Raw genomic sequence first — 18,440 nt, 5'->3', positions numbered from 1 at the left:
TGCGGCGCCCAGCCGCGCGGCCACCTGGGTGGCCAGCAGCGAGTTGCCGCCGAGGGTGAAGAAGTCGTCGTCCAGGCCGATCCGCTCGACGCCGAGCACGTCGGCGAACACGCCCGCCACGATCTGCTCGATCGGCGTCGTCGGCGCGCGGAACTCGGTGGTCTCGAATTCCGGCTCCGGCAGGGCCTTTCGATCCAGCTTGCCGCTGACGTTCAACGGGAACTCGGCCAGCACCACGAATGCCGCGGGCACCATGTACGAGGGCAGGCTCGCGGTGAGCGCGGCCTTCACCTCCGCGATGTCCAGCGCGCCGTCGGCCGGGATCAGGTAGGCGACCAGGGTGTCGCCGAGGCGCTGATCCGCGCGCGCCACCACCGCGGCGCGGGCGACCTGCGGCAGCGTCAGCAGCGCCGCCTCGATCTCACCCAGCTCGATCCGGAATCCACGGATCTTCACCTGGAAGTCGGTGCGACCCCGGTAATCCAGCTCACCCGAGGCATTCCACACCACCAGGTCGCCGGTGCGGTACATCCGCTCGCCCACACCGAACGGGTTCGCCACGAACCGATCCGAGGTCAGATCGGCGCGGCCCAGATAGCCGCGCGCCAGCTGCACACCGGCCAGATACAGCTCACCGGCCACCCCGTCCGGCACCGGCCGCAACCGCGAATCCAGCACGTAGACACGAGAATTCCACTCCGGCACACCGATCGAGACCGAGCTCGCCTCGTCGTGGGTGACCTGGTGGTTGGTGATCGAGACCGCCGCCTCGGTCGGGCCGTACACGTTGAACAGGCCCGAAGCGTTCGCCCGCAGGAAGCGCTGTGCCACCGAACCCGGCAGCGCCTCACCGATCGCCAGCACCCGTCGCAGCGAACTCGACAGTGCGTCGGCCGATTCGGTCAGCAGACCGTCCAGCATCGAGGGCACGGTGCCCAGCGTGGTCACGCCCTCGCGGGCCATCAGGTCGTTCATGTAGGCCGCGTCGCGGTGCCCGTCGGGCGCCGCGATCACCAGGCGGCCGCCGGTCAGCGCACCCGCCCAGAATTCCCACGTCGAGACGTCGAAGGTGGCCGCGGTCTGCAGCAGCATCACGTCGTTGTCGTCGAGGCCGAATTCGGCGACCTCCCAGAGCATCTGGTTCACGATCGCGCCGTGCGAGACGGCCACGCCCTTGGGCCGGCCGGTCGAGCCGGAGGTGAAGATCACGTACGCGGTGTTGTCCGGACGCAGTCGTCCGGTCCGCTCACCGGCGTCGATCGCCGCATCCGAGAGGCCCGACAGATCCAGCTCATCGATGCGCACCACCGGCGCGACCTCGGTGCCGAACCCGGTCTCCGCATTGGTCAGCACACAGATCGGCGCCGCGGTCTCGAGGATGTTGCCGGTGCGTTCGGCGGGCTGATCCGGGCCCAGCGGCACGTACGCGCCACCGGCGGTCACCACCGCGTACATGGCCACGACCAGATCCACCGACCGGTCGAAGGCCAGCGCCACCCGCGACTCCGGCCCCACGCCGAGCGAGATCAGATGGCGCGCAAGGCGATTCACCCGACGATCGAGCTCGTCGAAGGTGATCCGACCGCCGTCCGGACCGATCAGGGCGACCGCGTCCGAGCGGGCGCCCAGGGTCGCGGCCAGCAGCGAGGCCAGCGTCGCGGAGAAGTCCACCGCATGATCGGTCGCGTTGCGCTGCACCAGGATCCGGCTGCGCTCGGCGCCGTCGAGCAGATCGATATCGCCCACCGCCGCGGCAGGATCGGCGGTGATCTCACCCAGCATCCGCACGAAGCGATCGACGAAGCCCTGCACCGTGGCGTGGTCGAACAGATCGGTGGAATAGGTCAGATAACCGCTGATGCCCTGGGACGCACCGGATTCGCCGTAGGCGTCCGCGACGATCAGGTTCAGATCGAACTGCGACTGCCGAGTGTCGAGCTCGAGCGCCGACACGGTCAAGCCGGGCAGTTCGAGTCCGGCCTGGGCCAGGTTCTGGAACGACAGGCCGACCTGGAACAGCGGATGCCGCGCGGTCGAGCGGACCGGGTTGAGCACCTCGACCAGCCGCTCGAACGGCACGTCGGCGTGCGCGAAGGCCGCGATATCGGTTTCCCGTTGCCGCGCCAGTAGATCCGTGAAGGATTCGCCGAGATCGATCCGCGTCCGGAACACCAGCGTGTTCACGAACATGCCGATCATGTCGTCCAGCGCCGCCTCGCCGCGACCGGCCATCGGCGTACCGATGGCGATGTCGTCGGTGCCGGACAGCCGCGCCAGCAGCACCGCGAACGCGGTGTGCACGACCATGAACAGCGTCGTCCCCTCGGTGCGCGCCAGTTCGGCCAGCGCCCGGTGGATCTCGGCATCGATCCGCACCTCGACCCGGCTGCCGGCGAAGGTCTGCGCCGCCGGCCGCGGCCGATCCGCGGGCAGGTCCAGCTGATCGGGCAGATCCGCCAGGGCCGTGCGCCAGTACGCGATCTGCTTGGCGGCCAACGATTCCGGATCGTCCTCCGAGCCCAACAGCTCACGCTGCCAGATGCTGTAGTCGGCGTACTGCACGGCCAGCGCGGCCCAGCCCGGCGCCTCGCCCATCGCGCGAGCGACGTACGCCGACATCAGATCCCGCGTCAGCGGGCCGATGGACGAGCCGTCGGCGGCGATGTGGTGTACCACCATCGCGAGCAGGTATTCCACCGAATCCGTGCCGGTGATCTCGAACAGCGCGACCCGCAGCGGAACCTGGCCGGTGACATCGAAACTCGTCGAGATCAGCCCGGCCATCGCCGCCTCGATCTCGTCCGCGGCTACCGCGGTGACCTCAAGCTCCGGCACGGCCTGCCCGACGGGCAGGATCACCTGCACCGGGCCGCCGGCCTGCGAGCCGCTCGCGGTGATCTCCGGATACACCGTGCGCAGGACCTCGTGGCGAGCCACCAGGTCGCCGATTGCCGACCGCAGCGCCGCGACGTTCACCGCACCGCGCAACCGCACCGCCATCGGCACGTTGTACGCGGCCGAGGACTGGTCGAACCGGTTCAGGAACCACATCCGCTGCTGCGCCAGCGACAGCGGAATCCGTTCCGGCCGCGGGCCCGCCACCAGCGCGCGGTGACCGGACCCGGCCTGACGTTCCACGCGTGCGGCCAGCACGCCCACCGTGGACGCCTCGAACAACAGCCGGACCGGAACCCGGGTGTCGAGCGCGGCGGACAGGCGGGCCGCGACCTGGGTCGCGATCAACGAGTTGCCGCCGAGTTCGAAGAAGTCGTCGTCGACGCCGACCATCGTGCCCAGACCGAGCACGTCGGCGTAGGTGTGCGCGACGATCTCCTCGATCGGCGTGGACGGGGCACGGAATTCGCGCACCTCGAACGACGGCGCGGGCAGCGCGCGACGGTCCAGTTTGCCGTTGGGGCTCAACGGAAGCGCGTCGAGCACGATGATCGCCGAGGGCACCATGTAGGACGGCAGCAGTCCGGTCAGATGTGTCCGAAGGGCCAGATCGTATCCGGCGGAATCGAATTCGGCACCCGACTGCTCGGCGGGGACGACGTACGCGACGAGCCGGGCGCCCGTGCGATCGTCGGAGCGCACCATGGCCACCGCCTGCGCGACGGTCTCGTGCGCCCGCAGCGCGACCTCGATCTCGCCGAGCTCGATACGCAGACCGCGCAGCTTGACCTGGAAATCGGTACGGCCGCGGTAGATCAGCTCACCGTCGGCGGCACGGGCGACCAGGTCACCGGTGCGGTACATCCGACCGCCCTCACCGAACGGATCGGCCACGAACCGATCCGAGGTCAGGTCGGTGCGGCCCACATAGCCGCGCGCGAGCTGCGCGCCCGCCAGATACAGCTCGCCCGCGACACCCACCGGGACCGGCCGCAGCCGCGAATCCAGCACGTACGCACGGGTGTTGAAGACCGGACGGCCGATCGGCACGAGGTCGACGTCCGCATCGGCCACCTCGTGATAGGTGACGTCGACCGCGGCCTCGGTCGGGCCGTACAGGTTGTGCACCGCCGAACCGGTCAGCTCACGCAACCGATGCGCGGCCTCCGGACCGAGCGCCTCACCGGAGGCGAACACCATCCGCAGCGAACGGCACTGCACCACAGCGGATTCGGCGACGAACACCGACAGCATCGACGGCACGAAGTGCGCCACCGACACACTCTCGGCCGCGATCAACTCCGCCAGATAGGCCGGATCACGATGACCGTCGGGCTTGGCGACGACCAGCCGGGCGCCGATCTGGAAGGGCCAGAAGAACTCCCACACCGACACGTCGAACGTCGACGGCGTCTTCTGCAATACGACGTCATCCGCGACCAGCCCGTATTCGGACTGCATCCACACCAGACGGTTGACGATCGCCCCGTGCGAAACCGCCACACCCTTCGGACGCCCAGTCGAACCGGAGGTGAAGATGACGTACGCGATGTGCTGCGGCAGCAGCGGGCTGATCCGCTCCGCGTCGGTGACCGGCGCGTCGGAGTAGCCGGAGGTATCCAGCTCGTCGAGCAGCAGTACCGGCACGCCCTCGGGCGCGAATTCGTCTGCGGCAGTGGTGAGTACGCATGCCGGGCGCGCGGTGTCGAGCACGTGGGCGATGCGTTCGGCAGGCTGCTCCAGATCCAGCGGCACGTACGCGCCACCGGCCTCGACCACCGCGTGGATGGCCACGACCAGTTCGAGCGAACGCCGCAGGCCCAGGGCCACCGGCACGTCAGGGCCGACGCCCGCCTCGATCAACCGGCGCGCGAGACGACGCACACGCGCGGCGAACTCGGCGTAAGAGAGAGTTGTCCCCTCGAACGTGAGCGCGGGCTCGTCCGGCGTGCTCGCAGCCTGTCCGGCGAACATCGACGGCAGCGTCGCGGCACGTCCCGCGAGCGCGGCGTCCAGATCGAAACGCGTGTCGTTCCACACGCGCAGTTCGAGTTCGGCCTCCCGCGCATCCAGCAGCGGCAGATCGCCGACCGGCCGATCCGGGGTCACCGCAACGGCCTTGAGCAGCCGTACGAACCGCCGCGCGAACTGGGCGATGGTGTCGGCGTCGAAAAGGTCGGTGGCGTAGATGAACTTGGCGCTCATCCCCGCGGGCGCGGGGATGCCGCCACCGGTCCCCTCGGGGGCCTGCATCCGTTCGGTCAGCTCGAGCTGCAGATCGAATTTGGCCGTCTCGATGGGCAATTCGACGCCGTGGATGGTCAGGCCGGGCAACTCCAGCGTGGTCCGGCCGGTGTTCTGCAGCGACAGCATCACCTGGAACAGCGGATGCCGAGCCTGCGAACGCGTCGGATTGAGGATCTCCACCAACCGCTCGAACGGCAGGTCCGCATGTCCGAAGGCGGCGATGTCGCCACTGCGGACCGCGTGCAGCACATCGGCGAAGCTCGACTGCGCCTCGACCTCCGTGCGCAGCACCAGCGTATTGACGAACATGCCGATCATGTCGTCGAGCGCGCGTTCACCGCGCCCCGCGACCGGCGTACCGATCGCGATATCGGTTTCACCGCTCAACCGGGACAGCAGCACCGCCAGCGCCGCGTGCACGACCATGAACATGGTCGCGCCGTGCGGACGACCCAGCTCCGCCAGACGGGCCTGGGTTTCGGCGTCGATCTCGAAGGTGTGGATCGTGCCGCGGCCCGAGGCCACCGCGGGACGCGGCCGGTCGGACGGCAGGTCCAGCTGCTCGGGCAGACCGCGCAGCGCCTCGGTCCAGTACGAGATCTGCTGGGCGATCAGCGATTCCGAGTCACCCTCGGAACCGAGCACCTCGCGCTGCCACAGCGCGTAGTCCGCGTACTGCACCGTCAACGGCTGCCAGGCGGGCTCGCCGCCGTCGACGCGGGCGCCGTAGGCGGTCATCACGTCGCGGGCGAACGGGCCCATGGAGAACCCGTCACCGGAGATGTGGTGCACCACCACGGCCAGCACGTGTTCGGTCGGGCTCACCTCGAACAGGCGGGCCCGCAGCGGCACCTCGGCGGTGACGTCGAAACCGGTGAGCACCAGCTCGGACAGCTGACCCGGCAGTTCGGCCTCGGTGATCTCGATCGGCGTCAGATCCGGGATCACCCGGCTGGTCGGCACGATCTCCTGGTACGCCGCCAGCGCCGGCTCGCGGGAGTCCAGCGCCGCCTCGGGATACCGGGTGCGCAGTGATTCGTGCCGCGCCAGCACGTCGGCGACCGCGATATGCAGCGCCTGCCGGTCCAGCAGACCGGACATCCGGACCACGACCGGGATGTTGTCGACCGCGGACTCCGGGTCGAAACGGTTCAGGAACCACATCCGCTGCTGAGCCAGCGACAGCGGAATCCGCTCCGGACGCGATTGCGGCACAAGCGGTTTGCGGGTGGAGCCGCCGGTCCCGGATTCGGCGCGGGCGGCCAGCGCGGACACCGTGGACGCCTCGAAGATCTCGCGGACACTCAGGTCGGTGTCGAGCGCGGCCGACAGCCGCGCCGCGACCTGGGTGGCGATCAGCGAGTTCCCGCCCAGGGCGAAGAAGTCGTCGTCCAGGCCGACGCGCGCGACACCCAGTGTCTCGGCGAATATCTCGGCGACGATCTCCTCCACCGGCGTGGTCGGCGCGCGGAACACCGCCGCCTCGAACACCGGCGCAGGCAGCGCCTTGCGGTCCAACTTGCCCGAGGCGTTGAGCGGCAGCTCGTCCAGCACCATCACCAGCGCGGGCACCATGTAGGCGGGCAGGCGGCGGCCGAGTTCCTCGCGCACCTCGTCGGTGTCCAGGATCGACCCGGCCGCAACGACATACGCCACCAGCTGATCGCCGGTGTGCACGTCGTGGCGGACCACGGCCACGGCCTGGCCGATCTCGGGCAGGGCGGTCAGCGCGGATTCGATCTCGCCGAGTTCGATGCGCAGACCGCGCAGTTTGACCTGGAAGTCGGTGCGGCCCAGGTATTCCAGTTCACCGTCGCCGGTCCAATAGACCAGGTCGCCGGTGCGGTACATCCGCTCGCCGTCACCGAACGGGTTGGCCACGAACCGATCCGCGGACAGATCGGACCGGCGGACGTAACCGTGCGCCAGCTGCGTGCCCGCCAGATACAGCTCACCCGCGACACCAACCGGAGTCGGCTGCAATCGCGAATCCAGCACGTATACCCGGGTGTTGAACACCGGACGGCCGATCGGCACCGATTCCTGGTCGGCCGCGGTGACCTGGTGATAGGTCACGTCGACCGCGGCCTCGGTCGGGCCGTACAGGTTGTGCACCGCGGAACCGGTCAGCTCACGCAACCGATGCGCGGACCGGGGCGCCAGCGCCTCACCCGAGGAGAACACCATCCGCAGCGAACGACACTGCGCCACAGCGGATTCGGCGACGAAGACGGACAGCATGGACGGCACGAAGTGCGCCACCGTCACGCCCTCGGCCGCGATCAGCTCCGCCAGATACGCCGGATCACGATGACCATCAGGCTTGGCCACCACCAGCCGGGCGCCGATCTGCAACGGCCAGAAGAACTCCCACACCGACACGTCGAACGTCGACGGCGTCTTCTGCAACACCACATCATCAGCGGTGAGGCCGTATTCGGACTGCATCCACACCAGGCGGTTCACGATCGCCGAATGCGGCACCGCGACACCCTTCGGGCGGCCGGTCGAGCCGGAGGTGAAGATGACGTACGCGGTGTCGGCCGCACGCAACGGGTAGCGGCGATCGTCGTCGGTGAGCGGCTCGATCGCGTAGCCGGACAGCTCCAGCAGGTCGATGCGCACCTGCGCGGTATCGATCTCCAGGTCGTCACCCGAGGTGAGCACGCAGACCGGATCCGCGGTGCGCAGGATGTATTCGGTGCGCTCGGCGGGGTGATCCGGATCCAGCGGCACATACGCACCACCGGCCGCGGCGACGGCGTACATGCCGACGACCAGATCGATCGAGCGGCGCATGCCCAGGGCGACGAAGGTTTCCGCACCCACACCGCGCTCCACCAGCCAGCGCGCCAGGCGGTGCACGCGCGCGGTGAATTCGGCGTAGGACAGAGTTGTCCCCTCGAACGTGAGCGCGGGCTCCTCCGGCGTGCGGGCGGCCTGTGCCTCGAACATCGACACCAGGGTCGCGGCCGGATCGGGCAGCGGGTACGCGGTGTCGTTCCACCGCGTGACCACCAGATCGCGTTCGGCGTCGTCCAGCAGGGCGATATCGCCCACCGGCGCCTCCGGATCGTCGGTGATCGCGCTCAGCACGCGAATCAACCGGCCCGCGATGCGGCGAACGGCGCTCTCGGAGAACAGGTCCTGCAGATATCCAGCGCGGATCCGCAGGCTCTGCCCGGCGTCGCCGGCCCGGGCGTCCAGCTGCGCGATCAGCGTCAGCGGGTAGTGCGTGGCATCGGCGGCCTCGAGCCCGGTGACGGCCATGCCGTCGATATCGGCCGCCTGCGCCCGGATCCCCTCGGAGTCCACCGGATAGGACTCGAACACGACCAGGGTGTCGAACAGCCCGCCCATTCCGGCGGCCTGCTGGATGTCGGCCAGGCCGACGTAGTGGTGATCGAGCAGGTCGGCCTGCTCGCCCTGGGTCCGGGTGAGCAGTGCGCGCACCGATTCGGTCGGGTCGATGTCCACCCGCACCGGAACGGTGTTGATGAACAGACCGACCATGGATTCCACGCCCGGTAGCTGCGCCGGACGTCCCGAGACCGTGGTGCCGAACAGCACGTCGTCGCGACCGGTGGTGCGGCCCAGCAGAATTCCCCACGCGACCTGCAGCACCGTGTTCGGGGTGACGCCCAGCCGGGTCGCCAGCTCGGTGAGCCGAGCGGTGGCGGCCTGGTCCAGCTCGAACAGGTATTCACCGGACAGCGAGGTGATCTCGCGACCGGAGTCGGGGCGGGTCAGCAGGGTCGGCTCGGACACTCCGGACAGCGCCGCGGCCCAGGCCGCGACCGACGCCGAATGATCCTGCTGCGCAACCCATTCCAGGAAGTGCCGGTAGGAGCGCACGGCGGGCATCGCGGCGGTGTCGGCGTGCGTCGCGTACAGCACCAGCAGATCCCGCATGAGCAGCGGCATCGACCAGCCGTCCAGCAGGATGTGGTGGTTGGACACCGCGAGCTGCCATTCGGCCTCGCCCACCCGGATCAGCGTGAACCGGATCAGCGGCGGCTCGGTGAGATCGAACCGCTGCGTGCGGTCGGCTTCGATGATCTCGCTCGCCGTCGCGCCCGGGCGCGCGTGCGCCGGACGGCCGTCGTGTTCGGCCCAGGCCACCCGCACACCGTCCAGAACCAGCTGCACCGGATTGCCCTGGGCATCGGTGACGAAGGCGGTGCGCAGATTCTCGTAGCGATCCACCAGCGCCTGCGCGGCCGCGCGCAGGCGATCCGCGTCCACCCGGCCGGTCAGCGTGAGCACCGCCTGCGCGGTGTACACGTCGACCGAGGTGGCGGCGAGCTGAGCGTGGAACAGCAGACCGGCCTGCAGGGCCGAGAGCGGCCACACCTCGGTCAGCGCCGGGAACCGGCGTTCCCAGTCGTCCACGTCCTGCTGGGTGCTGCGCACGAGGGCGAAGTCGGACGGGGTGTGCCCGCCCGCCTGCGCGGAATCCGCGTGGCGCGCAACCGCTTCCACGGCCTCGATCCACAACCGGCCGAAGCCCGCGACCGCCTCGTCGCCGAGCAGCGTGGTCGGATAGCCGATGTTGGCGGTGAGCTGATCGCCGACCACGATGGCATTGATGTCCAGGGGCGCCATCGCGGGCATATCGGCGTCGTAGTCGCCGCCGAGGGCACCCAGTTCGGGTGCGGGAACCCAGCCGAAGCCGCGCAGCGCCTCGGGCACGCCGCCCTCGGAGACCCGGCCCAGGTAGTTGAAGCTGACCTGGCCCGGCAGCTGCGCCGGAAGCTGTGCGGCGGTGTCCGCGTTCATGTAGCGCAGCAGGCCGTAGCCCACGCCCTTGTCCGGGACCTCGCGCAGCTGTTCCTTGATCGCCTTGATCGCGCGGCCCATGGCGGGACCGCCGGTCAGCGCGGCCGAGATATCGATCTCGGACAGATCCACCCGAACCGGATAGATCGCGGTGAACCAGCCGACGGTCCGGGACAGATCCGCGCCCGGAACCAGATCCTCTTCGCGCCCATGGCCTTCCAGCCGGATCAGCAGCGAATCGATACCCTCCGCGTCGGCCTCGCCGAGACGCTCGGCGCGCCATGCGGCCGTCGCCAGCACCAGCGCGGTCACCAGGGCATCGTTGACGCCACCGTGGAACAGCGCCGGAACCGTGGTCAGCAGTGCGCGGGTGACCTCCGCGGAGACCTCCACGTGATGCCGGGCGATGACGCCGGACACGTCGATGGCCGGATCCATCGGACGCGCGGTCAGCAGCGGGTCCGGCCCCTCGACCGCGGCCCGCCAGCGCTCCAGCTCACCGGTGCGCTCGGTCGCGACCTGTTCGAGAGCGTGGGCCCAGGTGCGCATGCTGGTGCCCGGTTCGGCCAGCTCCGGGGTCTGTCCGGCGGACAGCTGTCCCCAGGCGGTGACGAAGTCCGGCACCAGGATTCGCCAGGACACACCGTCGATGATCATGTGGTGCGCGGCGACGACGAGTCGTCCGGCACGCTCGGCGCCCGAAGCGGAGACCGGCTCGAGCCAGACGAACCGGATCACCACGCCCGCTTCGGGATCCAGCCGGTCCAGCGTGGCATCCAGTGCGGTGCGGGCGATCTCGAAGATCGCGTCCTGGTCGGCCCCGGCGTCGAATTCGACCCGGTCGATCAACGCGTCCGCATCGATCGTGCCGGGTTCGGCCGTCTCGATGATCCATTCCGCGCCCGCGTGCCGCCGCAGCCGTGCGCGCAGCATGTCGTGCCGGTCGATGACCGCGGCCACCGTCGCGGCGATGCCCGCGCGGTCGATGCCGATCGGAAGTTCCAGTGCCAGCGTCTGATTGAAGCGCCCGATACCGCCGGACCGCTCCACCATGAACCGGACCACCGGGGTCAGCGGCATCGTGCCGACACCGCCGCCGGGCAGTTCGGCCAGTCGCGCCACCACGTCGCCCTGGGCGTCGGTGGTGGTGGCGACCTCGGCGAGGGCGGCCACGGTGCGCTGTTCGAAGACGTCGCGCGGGGAGAACACCACCCCGCGCGCCTTGGCGCGCGCGACCAGCTGGATGGACACGATGCTGTCGCCGCCCAGCGCGAAGAACGAATCCTCGATGCCGACCCGCTCGATGCCCAGCACCTCGGCGAAGACCTCGGCGAGCGTATGTTCCAGCGCAGTGCGCGGTGCGGTGAAGGCGGCCTCGGAGGCGAAGACCGGTTCGGGCAGCGCCCGGCGGTCCAGCTTGCCGACCGGGGTCAGCGGGATGTGATCCAGCACCATCACCGACGCGGGCACCATGTAGGCGGGCAGCCGCTTGCCGATGTGCTCGGTCAGCGCCGCGACGTCGATCGCATGTCCCTGTGCCGCAACGACATACGACACCAGCGAGGTCGCGCCCGCGGCGCTGCGATGGCCGATCGTCGCGGCGAAGTCGACGGTCTCGTGCGAGGTCAGCGCGGCGTCGATCTCACCGAGCTCGATCCGGAACCCGCGGACCTTCACCTGGAAGTCCGAGCGGCCCACATATTCCAGACGGTGCTCCTGCGCGCCGTCCGGCAGTTGCCGCGAGGTCCAGCGCACCACGTCACCGGTGCGGTACATCCGCTGCCCCGGCGCGAACGGGTTCGCCACGAACTTGTCCGCGGTCAGACTCGCCCGCTCGTGATAACCGCGGGTGACCTGGATACCCGAGACGTACAGCTCACCGGCGACGCCGTCGGGCACCGGCTGCAGCCGGTTGTCCAGCACCAGCGAACCCACGCCGCGGTTCGGCCCGCCCATGGTCAGCGCGTCGCCGGGCAGCAGCGGCTCACCGATGTTGACCACGATCTGGGTCTCGGTCGGGCCGTAGATGTTGTGGAAGCGGCGGATCGGCCCCTCCGGGCCGCCCAGCGGAATCGCCCACTTGGCCAGCAGTTCCGGCGAATACGCCTCACCGCCGACCGCCAGCACCCGCAGGCTGTCCAGTCCGGCCGGATCCAGTGTCGCCAGCGCCGCCGGGGTGATGAACAGATGGCTGACCTGCTCGCGCCGGATCAGTTCGTACAGCTCCTCACCGCCGAACACGCCGGTGGGCACGATCACGAGCGTGCCGCCGGGACCGACCGCGAACAGCAGCTCCATCAGCGAGGCGTCGAAGCTCGGCGAGGAGAAATGCAGTGTGCGCGAATCGGAGTCGAGCCGGTAGCGCGCGACCTGCTCGGCGCTGAAGTTGGCCAGACCCGCGTGCGGCACCACCACGCCCTTGGGCACACCGGTGGAACCGGAGGTGTAGATGACGTACGCGAGGTTGTACGGCCGCAGCGGGCGCACCCGGTCCGCATCGGTGACCGCCGCAGCGTCGAACGCGTCGAGGTCCAGCTCGTCCAGGACGAGCCACTGCACCGAATCCGGCAGATCCGCGCGCACCGAGGCCACGGTCAGACCGATCGGGGTGCCCGAATCGGTGATCATGTGCTCGATGCGGTCGGCCGGATAGGACGGGTCGATGGGCACGAAGGCCGCACCCGACTTGGTCACGCCCCATTCGGCGAAGTACGAGTCCGCCGAACGCGGAATCGCGATCGCGATCAGGTCCTCGGTGCCCAGGCCGCGATCGATCAGCAAGCGCGCCAGGCGATTCGAGCGTTCGTCGAGTTCGCCGTAGGTCAGCCGGATGTCCCGGAACACCACTGCGGGCGCGGCCGGATCGCGCGAGACGGCCGCGGCCAGCAGTTCGGGCAGCGTGCTCGGCGCGAGCGCGGGACCGCCTGTGCGGGAGACGATCTCGGTGCGTTCGGCCGGCTCCATGATCTCGATGGTCCCGACGATCACCTCCGGATCGGCGGCGATCGCCTCGAGCACCCACTGCCAGCGGGTGACGAACTCCGCGGCCGTGGCCTCGTCGAACAGTTCGGTCGCGTAGGTCAGCGCCAGGGACATCCCGGACGCATCCCGCTCGGACAGGGTGAACTGCAGGTCGAAGCGGGCGATGTTCTCGTCCAGATCCAGCGCCGAAACCGTCAGGCCCGGCAGCTCGAGTCCGGCGCGTTCCATGTTCTGGAACGACAGCGCCACCTGGAACAGCGGATTGCGCGCCTGCGACCGCTCGGGCGCGAGCAGCTCCACCAGCCGTTCGAACGGGACGTCGGCGTTGCCGAACGCCTCCAGATCGGTGTGCCGCACCCGCTCGAGCAGTGTGCCGAACGATTCGGCGCGATCGACCTCGGTGCGCAGCACCAGGGTGTTGACGAACATGCCGACCAGATCGTCGAGCGCGGCCTCACCGCGTCCGGCGACCGGGGTGCCCACGGCGATGTCGTCGCCGCCGGACAGCCGGGCCAGCAGCACCGACAGCGCGCCGTGCATCACCATGAACAGTGACGAACCGCGCTGGCGGGCAACCTCTTCCAGCTTCGAGACCAGCTCCGGGGACAGCGTGCGCCACAGCGTCGCGCCGCGATGCGAGGCGACCGCGGGCCGCGGGCGATCCGCGGGCAGGGTCAGCTCGTCCGGAATACCGGCCAGTGCGCCCTGCCAGTAGCCGAGCTGACCCGACAGCAGCGAGTCCGGATCGTCCTCGGTGCCCAGCGCCTCGCGCTGCCAGATCGCGAAATCGGCGTACTGCACCGGCAGCGGAGCCCAGCCGGGAGCGCTGCCCTGGGTGCGCGCGGTGTAGGCGCTCATCAGGTCGCGGGCCAGCGGCGTCATCGAGATGGCGTCACCGGCGATGTGGTGCACCACCACGACCAGCACGTGCTCGTCCGGCTGCACCCGGAACAGCCGGGCGCGCAGCGGAACCTGTTCGGCCACATCGAATCCGATGGACGCGAACTCCGCGAGCGCCGCGGCCAGCTCGTCCGCGCCGATCGGGTAGGCGCGCAGGTCCAGTGCGATCTGTTCGGCGGCCACCACCAGCTGGGTCGGCGCACCGCCGTGCTCGGGATAGCGGGTGCGCAGCGACTCGTGCCGCCGCACCACGTCGAAGATCGCCAATTGCAGTGCGGCGGTGTCGAGTTCGCCGGACAAGCGGATGGCCAGCGGCAGGTTGTAGGCCGCCGAGGACTTGTCGTACTGGTTCAGGAACCACATCCGCTGCTGCGCGAACGACAGCGGCACCAGGTCGGTGCCGGTGCGCGGGCGCGGGGCCAGCCGCGGCCCGGCGTCGTCACCGGTGTGCGATTCCACCCGGGCGGCCAGGGCCTCCACCGTCGGCGCCTCGAACAGCGCGCGCACGGCCACCGTGGTGCCCAGCGCCGCGCCGATCCGCGCCACCACGCGGGTCGCGATCAGCGAGTTGCCGCCCAGTTCGAAGAAGTCGTCGTCCAGGCCGACGCCGCGTCCGGCGGACCGCTCGATGCCGAGCACCTCGGCGAAGACCGCGGCCACCGCCTCCTGCACCGGCGTCTCCGGCGCACGGTAGGCACGGGCCTGCACCGCGGGTGCGGGCAGCGCGCGGCGATCCAGTTTTCCGTTGACGGTCAACGGGATTCGGTCCAGCACCACGAAGGCCGCGGGCACCATGTAGGAGGGCAGCCGCTCGGCCGCGCCGTCCCGCACGACGTCCAGCGCCGGTGCGGAACCCGGTTCGGGCACCACGTAGGCGACGATGCGCTGATCCCCGGGCTGGTCCTCGCGCACGATCACGGCCGTCTGCGCGATACCCGGCTGAGCCAGCACCGCGGCCTCGATCTCGCCGAGTTCGATGCGGAAACCGCGCACCTTGACCTGATCGTCGGCGCGGCCCAGATACTCCAGCTCGCCCTGCCGGTTCCAGCGGGCCACGTCACCGGTGCGGTACATCCGGGCACCGGCCCCGGCCTCGTCCCCGAAGGGGTCCGGAACGAACCGCGCCGCGGTCAGATCCGGGCGGCCCAGATATCCGCGCGAGAGCTGCGGACCCGAGACGTACATCTCACCGGCCACGCCGACCGGCACCGGGTGCAGGCGGTCGTCCAGCACCCGCACACTCAGCCCGGCGATAGCCCGGCCGACCACCGAACCCGTTGCGGCGGAGACGGTTTCGGCGTCGATCGGCCGATACGACACGTGCACCGTGGTCTCGGTGATGCCGTACATGTTGACCAGCTGCGGATTACCCGGCGTGCTGCCGTCGGCGCCCGCGCCGTACCGCGCGACCCAGTCCGCCAGGCGGCGCAGTTCCAGTGCCTCACCACCGAAGACGATGTACCGCAGCGAAAGCGGCCGCGCCGCGGTCCGCGGATCGGAGACCGCGTTGCGGTCCGCCTCGGCGAGTTGGTAGAACGCCGAGGGCGTCTGGTTGAGCACCGTGACCCGTTCGCGCCGCAGCAGTTCCAGGAACTGTTCGGGCGAACGCGAGGTGTAGTAGTCGACCACGATCAGGGTGCCGCCGAACAGCAGCGGACCCCACAGCTCCCACACCGAGAAGTCGAAGGCGAAGGAGTGGAACAGCGTCCACACGTCGTCCGAGCCGAAACCGAAGTCCCGATCGGTGTTGGCGAACAGCCGTACCACGTTGCGGTGCTCGACCGCGACGCCCTTGGGCCGCCCGGTCGAACCGGAGGTGTAGATGACGTACGCGACGTCCTCGGCGCGCAGCGGTGCGAGACGGTCGACGTCGGTGACCGGATGTTCGCCGGAGTCCAGCAGATCGGGCACGTCGATGCCGTAGTGGTCCATCAGCACGATCGGCAGCGCGGTCCCGTCCGCGCGCATGCCCAGGTCGATCTCGACGGTGCTGTCGATGATCGCCACCGCCGGATCCGAATCACCCAGCACATAGGCGATCCGCTCGGCCGGATAGCTCGGATCGACCGGCACGTAGCCGGCGCCGGACTTGACCACCGCGAGCAGGGCCACCACCAGATCGGCCGAGCGCGGCAGGATCACCGCGACCAGCGAGCCGGGTCCGGCCCCCTGCTCGATCAGCCTGCGCGCCAACTGATTCGCGCGCTGATCCAGAGAGGCGTAGGTGAGCCGGTCGTCGCCGAACTTCACCGCGATCCGGTCCGGATTCGCCACGACCATCTCGTCGAACAGATCCGACAGGGTGCGGTCGCGATCGGCGAAACGCGCGGTCGCGGAGTCATCGGCGCCGGAACTCACCCAGCGGTTCGTGACGTCGAGCCGCTCGGCCTCACCGAGCAGATCGATATCGCCGAGCACCGCCGCCGGATCCTCGACCACGGCGTGCAGGATGCGCAGCAACCGGTCCGAGAAGGCCGCGACCGTCGCGGGATCGAACAGATCGGTGGCGTAGTTCCAGGACAGCGACAGCCCACCGGCGGCCGTGGCCGGATCCTCCGGAACGGCCTCGCCGACGGTCAGCTGGATGTCGAACTTCGCTGTGGCCGCGTCGAATTCGACGACCTCGAGGTCGAGGCCGGGCAGGCTCACCGCGGCCGCGTCCCGCTGACCGGTCGCCTCGAAGGTCAGCACCACCTGGAACAGCGGGTGGTGCGCCTGGGAGCGGACCGGGCTCAGCACGTCCACCAGATGTTCGAACGGCACGTCGGCATGGCCGAACGCGGCCAGATCCGTGCGACGCACCGCATCGAGCAGTTCGGCGAACCGCGCGTCCGGGCGGACGTCGGTGCGCAGCACGAGGGTATTGACGAACATGCCGACCATGTCGTCGAGCGCGCGTTCGCCGCGGCCCGCGATCGGCGTGCCGATGGCGATGTCCCGGCTGCCGGACAGCCGCGCGGCCCAGGTCGCCAGCACCGCGTGCATCAGCATGAACAGCGTGACCCCGTGCGCGCGGGCCAGTTCGGTCAGCGCGCCGTGCAGTTCGGCGTCGATCGAGAAGTTGTGCGTACCACCGGAATTGCTGGCCACCTCCGGACGCGGCCGATCCGCGGGCAGATCGATCTGCTCGGGCAGATCGCGCAGTTGCTCGGACCAGTAGGCGATCTGCCGCGAGGCCGCCGAGGCGGAATCCTCCGGCGCGCCCAGCACCTCGTGCTGCCACAGCGCGTAGTCCGCGTACTGCACCGGCAGCGGGGTCCAGGCGGGAGCCTCACCGCGGGAACGCTCGGAGTAAGCGGCCACCACATCACGCAGCAGCGGCCGCAGCGAGAAGCCGTCACCGCTGATGTGGTGCATCACCAGCACCACGACGTGTTCGTCGGGCAGTTGCCGACGCCGGTCGCCGTTGCGGTTCGGCGCGCCCGCGCGGGTCACCTTCAGCAGACTCGCGCGGAACGGGATCTCGGCGGTGACGTCGAAGTGCACGCTCGCCAGTTCCAGGATGCGCGCGGGCAGTTCCGCCTCGGTCACCGGTTCGGCGGTGAGTTCGAACTCCACCGACGGCGCGGGCAGCACCTGCTGATAGCCGACGCCCTCGATCTCGGGGTAGATGGTCCGCAGCGCCTCGTGCCGGATCTGCACATCGCGCACGGCGGCGGCGAAGGCGTCCCGATCCAGTTCACCGGTCAGCCGGATGGCGACCGGGATGTTGTTGACCGCGGTGCGGTGATCGAAGCGGTTGAGGAACCACATCCGCTGCTGCGCGGGCGAGAGCGGCACCAGTTCGGGCCGCGGCCGCGGGGTCAGCGGAGCGCGACCGCCCTGTCCCGCATGCGATTCCACGCGCGCGGCCAGTGCCGCGACGCTGGACGCCTCGAACAGCACGCGCACCGGCACCTCGGTGTCCAGCGCCGCACCCAGTCGCGCCGCGACCTGCGTGGCCAGTAGCGAGTTGCCGCCGAGAGCGAAGAAATCGTCGTCCAGGCCGACCCGCTCCACGCCGAGGACCTCGGCGAGGGTGTCGGCGACGGCCTGCTCGACGGAGGTGCCCGGCGCTCGGAACACCCGGGCCTCGAAGGTCGGCTCGGGCAGCGCCCGGCGGTCCAGCTTGCCCGAGGCGTTGAGCGGGAACTCGTCCAGCACCACGAAGGCCGTCGGCACCATGTACCCCGGAACATGCTGTGCCAGTTCCGATTTCACCACGTCGACGGAGATCCGCGCACCGGGCGCGGCGACCAGGTAGGCGACCAGCTGATCACCCAGGCGCTCATCGGCACGCACCAGCACGACCGATTGCGCGACCGTATCGATGGCGGTGAGCGCCGATTCGATCTCGCCCAGTTCGATGCGCAGACCGCGCAGTTTCACCTGGAAGTCGGTGCGGCCCAGGTACTCCAGCTCACCGCTCGGCGTCCAGACGACCAGGTCACCGGTGCGGTACATCCGCTCGCCGCCGGCCGCGCCATCTCCGAAGGGGTTGGCCACGAACCGATCCGCGGACAGATCCGCCCGCGCCACATAGCCGCGCGCGAGCTGCGCGCCCGCGAGATACAGCTCACCCGCGACACCCACCGGAACCGGCCGCAACCGCGAATCCAGCACGTACACCCGGGTGTTGAACACCGGCGCGCCGATCG

Annotated in this window: 1 protein-coding gene (only partly in view); it reads right to left on the bottom strand. The window is 69.8% G+C overall.

The whole window is internal to a non-ribosomal peptide synthase/polyketide synthase gene (locus ON40_RS05105; RefSeq protein WP_040818993.1) on the bottom strand: the coding sequence, 50,220 nt in all, runs 19,701 nt past the left edge and 12,079 nt past the right edge, and what appears here is coding positions 12,080–30,519 — codons 4,027 (partial) to 10,173 (complete); the first complete codon in reading order (the gene reads right to left) occupies positions 18,436–18,438. The start codon and the stop codon both lie outside this window.

Origin of the sequence: Nocardia jiangxiensis NBRC 101359, from assembly GCF_000308615.1 — a bacterium.
In the GTDB taxonomy this organism is placed as follows: domain Bacteria; phylum Actinomycetota; class Actinomycetes; order Mycobacteriales; family Mycobacteriaceae; genus Nocardia; species Nocardia jiangxiensis.
The sequence above is the reverse complement of the archived record's forward strand: the minus strand, read 5'-3'. Positions and strand labels throughout refer to the sequence as shown.